Annotated in this window: 5 protein-coding genes; 4 read left to right on the top strand and 1 reads right to left on the bottom strand. The window is 33.8% G+C overall.

Going from position 1 to position 6,440, the window contains the following annotated elements; translation table 11 throughout:
• The coding region (locus RR643_RS10985; RefSeq protein WP_332483235.1) for a pseudouridine synthase at positions 1-827 on the bottom strand (827 nt) is incomplete at its 3' end.
• 121 nt (positions 828-948) lie between these two features.
• Here RR643_RS10985 and nadE point away from each other — a divergent pair.
• The 4 genes from nadE to RR643_RS10965 form a co-directional block, all read left to right on the top strand.
• Positions 949-2,781 carry an NAD(+) synthase gene (nadE, locus tag RR643_RS10980; protein ID WP_332483234.1) on the top strand — a complete coding sequence of 611 codons (1,833 nt, stop codon included), beginning with the start codon at positions 949-951 and terminating at the stop codon, positions 2,779-2,781.
• A gap of 2 nt (positions 2,782-2,783) precedes the next feature.
• On the top strand, positions 2,784-3,926 hold the full coding sequence (rlmD, locus tag RR643_RS10975) for a 23S rRNA (uracil(1939)-C(5))-methyltransferase RlmD (protein ID WP_332483233.1): 1,143 nt from the start codon (positions 2,784-2,786) through the stop codon (positions 3,924-3,926).
• A gap of 319 nt (positions 3,927-4,245) precedes the next feature.
• Positions 4,246-4,458 (top strand): type II toxin-antitoxin system Phd/YefM family antitoxin, encoded by a 213-nt coding sequence (locus RR643_RS10970; RefSeq protein WP_047388351.1) that lies wholly within the window; start codon positions 4,246-4,248, stop codon positions 4,456-4,458.
• A 36-nt stretch (positions 4,459-4,494) separates the two neighbouring features.
• Positions 4,495-6,440, top strand: a 1,946-nt coding sequence (locus tag RR643_RS10965; RefSeq protein WP_332483232.1) for a class I SAM-dependent DNA methyltransferase, incomplete at its 3' end; no start/stop codon positions are given.

Here is a 6,440-nt window from a genome sequence, read left to right as displayed (position 1 = left end):
TATTCATCAATTGCTTCAGGGTCTAGGTACACAGAAGTACTATCCTTAATTAATTCATTTAATTTAGATAATTCATTTGACCTTAGGTAGCGCCATTGCCCAGTTCGTAGAGTACCAAGCTCAATGTTCATAATGCGAACACGTTCCAAGGTAATTACGCGATATCCAAGAGCTTTACACATTCTACGTATTTGACGATTCAAGCCTTGGGTAATGACAATACGGAAAGTGCAATCATCAATCTTTGTGATTTTTGCTTCCTTGGTCATTTGATAGGTGTTTTTAACGGGATTGTATATTTGGACACCTTGATTCATCATTCGGATAAAACGGTCTGTAATGTACTTTTCTACGCGTACAATGTACTCTTTCTCATGACCATTCGTAGAACGAAGTATTTTATTGACAATATCTCCATCATTAGTAAGAATGATTAATCCAGATGAATCCTTATCCAAACGTCCTACAGGAAAGATTGTTTCGGGATAATCCATAAAATCAATGATGTTATCTTCGACATTAGGATCACCAGTACATGTAATTCCTCGAGGTTTATTCAATATTAAATAAACATGATTTTGTTTGATTTCAATTTGTTCACCATTAACAGTGACAATTTGATTATCAAAAACTTGATCACCTAATTTTGCATGTATCCCATCAATCATGACTTTTCCGAATTCAATTAAACGGTCAGCCTCTTTTCTAGTACAATATCCTGAATTACTTATATATTTATTCAATCGTATTGATTCTTTTTTCTCGTGTTCGATAATAAATGGTGATTCATTTTGTGTTGATTCTTTTAGTTGGGTCGCTTTTTTCATTTTCACAGTGCCTCTCAATATTAACTATTATACCATTGTTAACTTCATAAAATTAAAATATTCCGTGAAAACAAGAAGAAATGAATGATTTTATTGTATAATTAGATGGAGGTAAATGAATATGAAAATAGCAATTGGACAAATGAATGTTGTCGTTGGACAATGTGAAAATAACTTTAATAAGATGGCTACCATGATTGCGTATGCAAAAGAGAATGAGGCTGATTTTATTGTGTTTCCTGAAATGTGTGTTGGAGGATATTGTCTTCAAGATAAATGGTTGGATACGAACTTTTTGGATACATTAATTTCATATAATGATCGTATTAAAGAATTATCAAATGGAATTGGTATTCTTTTTGGTAATGTAGCAATCGATAAAAATAAAAAGGGTAGAGATGGGCGTTGTGTCCGTTATAATGCTGCTTATTTTTGTATGGATAATAAATGGATCAAATCAATGAATCAACAAGAATACTATATAAAACATTTATTACCAAATTATCGTTTGTTTGATGAGGAACGTTACTTTGAAAGTGCATTGGATATGAATCAAGAGACATGTGCTCCTTTTATAGTCAATGTAAAAGGGAAGGATATAAAAGTTGGTATCGAAATTTGTGAGGATCTATGGAGCGCTGATTATTCATTTGATGTAACAGGAAATTACCTAAAACAAGATGTGGATTTGATCTTCAATTTATCCGCAAGCCCATGGACTCTTAACAAAGAATTATCACGTGACAAACAAATTCGAGCTCATCTTAAAAATCATGGTAAATTTGTACCTTTTGTTTACGCTAATGCTTGTGGGATGCAAAATACAGGCAAGTCAATTTGCGTGTTAGATGGTAATAGTAAAGTGTATGATGCATCTGCTCAATGTATTGGTGGATGCAATGATGAATTCAAAGAAGAATGTAAGATTATTGATTTAGATAATCAAGAGGAATGTAAACAAACTGAGGATAAACTCTTAAAAGCTCTTACTGTTGCGATTAAACAAGTTGATCAACAAATGTTTAATGGAAAAGTAAAATGGATTATTGGTTTATCTGGTGGATTAGATAGTACAATCAATGCATGTTTATTAGTTCATGCATTAGGTCCAAGTCGTGTTGTAGGATATAATATGGCTTCTCAATATAACAGTGATACCACAAAGAACAATGCGAAAGATATGGCTAATCGATTAGGTATTGAAATTAGAGAAGGTTCAATAGAAAAGATTGTAGATGCAACGATTGAAACAATGAAGGATTATCACTATGAAGGAGCTGATCAAGGACTTACTCTTGAAAATATTCAGGCAAGAGTTCGAGGACATATGCTTTCTACATTTGCTGCATTAGAAGGTGGAGTCGTTATCAATAATGGGAATAAAGTTGAAGTAGCCCTAGGCTATTGCACTATGTATGGAGATTCCATTGGTGCTTTTTCACCAATTGGAGATTGTACAAAGGTACAACTATTTGAATTAGGTCATAGTTTAAATAACGTATTTGCTAAAGAAGTAGTGCCTTTAAATTTGTTACCTCAAATTGAAGAAGATCAAGTAAAGTGGGATATGCCACCATCTGCAGAACTAAAAGATGCACAATTAGATCCAATGAAATGGTTCTATCATGATTGGTTGATTTCAAAGATGGTAGAATATCCAGGTTATCAAATTGAAACAATCATGACCTCATACTTGGATGGTACGTTAAATCAATCTGAAATGGGCAAATGGATAAGATATTATGGTTTAGATAAGCCCAAGGCATTTATTGATGATTTAGAATGGGTTATGAGAACAGTTCAAAAAGGAATATTCAAACGTATTCAACTTCCACCATCTATTGTGATTAGTAGAGGAAGTTTTGGTAATGACTTTAGAGAAGCTCAGGTGCAATTTCAATCTTCAAATAAATATGAAGAATTGAAAAAACAAATACTTGAGATGGAAGGATAAAAATGAAAATTTGTGCTTATGCAAAACAATGTGGTGGATGCCAATACCAAGGTATGGACTATTCAAAACAATTGGAAACAAAACAAAAATTAGTAGAAAATTTATTTAAACATAAGAAATGTTTGCCTATTATTGGTATGGAAAATCCATATTATTATCGTCATAAAGTATTCGCAACATTCTCTTTAAGTAAAACAAAAAAAGTAACTTGCGGTATTTATGAAGAAAATAGTCATCGCGTTGTACCGATAGAGGATTGTCAAATTCAATCAGAGAAAGCAAATCTAATCTTGAAATCTATTTGTGAGATAGCGAGTAAATTAAGAATTCAACCGTATAATGAAGATCGAGGAGTAGGTATTCTACGCCATGCGTATTTGCGAGTTGGGTATCACACAAATCAAATCTTACTCGTTCTAGTTCTTGGACAACCCGTATTACCAGGTAGTAAAGAATTTATGAAATTACTTCGCGAGAAGCATCCGGAGATAACAACTATATGTACACAAGTGAATAAAAGAAGAACGAGTGTTGTTTTGGGTGAACAAGAAAAAGTACTTTATGGAAAAGGATATATTGAAGATATTTTATGTGGAATTAAGTTTCAAATATCAAGCAAATCTTTCTATCAAGTAAATCCTGAACAAACAGAGAAGTTATATGCAAAAGCGATAGAACTTGCGCATATAAATAAGAATGATGTTGTTCTGGATGCGTATTGTGGTATTGGAACAATTTCATTGATTGTTGCACAATCTGCCAAAGAAGTAATTGGCGTTGAAGTCAACAAAGCTGCAATCAAAGATGCAATTACAAACGCTAAAATTAATCAAATAAAAAATTCGAAATTCTATGCTGAGGATGTTTCATATTTCATGCGAGATTATATTCAAGAAATGAAAGATATCAATGTTGCGATTATTGATCCTCCTCGTGCTGGCTCAGATGAAAACTTCTTGAACTTATTAGCCAAGTTAAATGCAAAAACAATAGTTTATATATCATGTAATCCAATAACACAAGCAAGAGATATCAAAGTACTTGAGAAAAAAGGGTATGAGGTAACTGAAATACATCCTGTTGATATGTTTCCGTTTACAGAGCATGTTGAGACGGTAGTATTGATGTCAAAGGTTGATAAGTAAGCGTGTAATAAGATAAGTAAATAAGGGCTTTCCGTGATTTGAGGTCTGGTTCTAAGCCGGAAGGATAATCACGGATTTTTGCTTTGAGGGAAGATATCCAAGAGTGGTGGATTATTCACTGGATTTACGAATTTGAATATAGGCTTGGTGAGTTGATAAGATTGATGGCAAAAATGTGGTGAGTTGACAAGATGGCTATTGGCTTGAATGGACATACAAGATTGAAATGCACTTATAACGTAATTACTTTTCAAGTGCATATAAAGGTTGAAATAAGAGTTGTAAAATGTTATGATAAAAAGAAAAGGTGGATTTAGGTATGGATAAGGAAGATAAAGCCCAAAAGCAACCAATGGAGTTTTATAATATGTCAGATTTTCTTAGAGGACAATCCTCGAAATTGATCACAGGTTTATCAGATGAAGATAAAACTGCTTTTGTTTTGAAAAACGGAAAGCCAGTAGCAGTGCTTATTTCTCACGAGAGATACGAAAGGTTATTAAAAGCAGGAATAGATATAACTGAATACTAAATATAAAACAATTAAGAGATGAGAGAGGTTAAATGAATGGCCGTGAAAAAATCAGAATTGTATTCCCTATTGTGGGAAGCTTGTAATAAATTAAGAGGTGGAGTTGAGCCGTCAAGGTATAAAGATTATGTACTTGTATTGTTGTTTTTCAAATATGTATCAGACCGATATAAAGGGCAACGTTTTGCTGAATTCACAGTAAATGAAGGTGCTTCATTTGACGACTTAATTGCTGCAAAAGGTAAGCCGGATGTTGGCGAAAGAGTTGATGTAATTCTTCAAAAGTTTCTAGAAGATAATAAGCTAGTAGGTGCGCTTCCTGATGTAAGCTTTAATAATCCGGATGAACTAGGTTCTGGTAAAGAACTAGTTGATAAAGTTTCTGGTCTTATTGCTATTTTCCAAAATCCTGCGATCGACTTTAAAAGCAACAGAGCTAGTGGCGATGACATCATTGGGGATGCATATGAATACTTTATGATGAAATTCGCTCAAGAGTCTGGTAAGAGTAAGGGACAGTTTTATACACCTAGTGAGGTGTCACGTATTATTGCTAGACTTATTGGTATTGGCGATATTAAACAGGAGACAGGAAAGAAGTGGACTCTTCATGATCCTGCGGCAGGTAGTGGATCTTTACTTATTCGCTCAGCAGATGAAGCACCTACTGATGATAATGGTGATTCCATAGTTACAATATTTGGACAAGAAAAATATCCTGATACTGCTGGTTTAGCAAAGATGAACTTCATCCTACATAACAAAGGCACAGGTGAAATTAAAAGCGGGAATACATTGGCAAACCCACAATATACTGATGATTTTGGTGGACTTAGAAAATTTGATTTTATTGTCATGAACCCACCATTTTCTGATAAAGACTGGACTGATGGAATTAAACCATCTGAAGATAAATACAAGAGGTTTGATGGTTATGGCATTCCACCTGAAAAGAATGGTGATTATGCTTGGTTTCTACATGTTCTAAAAGCGTTGGAAAGCAATGGTAAGGCAGGGATTATTCTGCCACACGGTGTTCTCTTTAGAGGAAACTCAGAAGAAACCATTAGAAAAGCTGTTCTTGAGAAACGATATATCAAGGGTATAGTTGGGCTACCAGCAAACTTATTTTATGGTACAGGAATCCCAGCTAGTATCATCATAATCGATAAAGAAAACGCTGATAAACGTGAAGGTATCTTTATGATTGATGCGAGTGATGGGTTTAAGAAAGATGGAAATAAGAACCGTCTTCGTGAACAGGATATTGAGAAAATTGTGCAAACCTTTATTCACCAAGAAAAGGTTGAGGGGTACTCCCGTTTTATTACCTATAAGGAGATTTTAGAAGAGAACGAAGGAAACCTTAATGTGCCTCGTTATATCCAAAAAATAGATGACACATTACCTCAAAACATTGCATCTCATCTTAAGGGGGGTATTCCAGAAGTCGATATTAACTCTTTAGAGAGACTCTGGAAAATATCGCCACAGTTAAGAGAAGAGATATTTACTTGTGTCGATGAAGAACATGATGTCTATAATCTTGCTATAAAACCAAATGAAATTGAAACAGTCATTTCTGAAGATAAAAATATAAAGGTTGAAAAGGAAACTGAATACGGTTCTCTATTCGAGACTTGGAAAAATAAAGTAAAAGATTCATTACTCAACATTAATACAGATACAAATCCAAAAGAAATAATTCGAAGCTTGGGAATTGAAATTTTGAGGGATTTTGAATCGGCAAAACTTCTAGACAATTACGATGTGTATGACTTCTTGCTTAACTATTGGAATGAGAAAATGCAAGATGATGTATATGTAATAAAAGCGAGCGGATATGATGTGGGACGTGAGATTGAATATGTATACGCTCAAAAGAAAGCTAAAGATGAAAATGGAGAAGAAATAAAAGTCGACGATACTTCAAAAATGAAGTCTTTTGAAGGTGCCTTAATTTCGAGAGACATTATTGAACG

It is taken from the genome of Anaerorhabdus sp., assembly GCF_036637135.1.
Classification (GTDB): Bacteria; Bacillota_I; Bacilli_A; order Erysipelotrichales; family Erysipelotrichaceae; genus Anaerorhabdus.
This window is presented reverse-complemented; position numbering and strand designations above follow the sequence as displayed.

Excerpts from the sequence above, each read along its gene's own strand:
- nadE (WP_332483234.1), top strand. The coding sequence starts at position 949 with ATGAAAATAGCAATTGGACAAATGAATGTTGTCGTTGGACAATGTGAA.
- rlmD (WP_332483233.1), top strand. The coding sequence starts at position 2,784 with ATGAAAATTTGTGCTTATGCAAAACAATGTGGTGGATGCCAATACCAA.
- RR643_RS10970 (WP_047388351.1), top strand. The coding sequence starts at position 4,246 with ATGGATAAGGAAGATAAAGCCCAAAAGCAACCAATGGAGTTTTATAAT.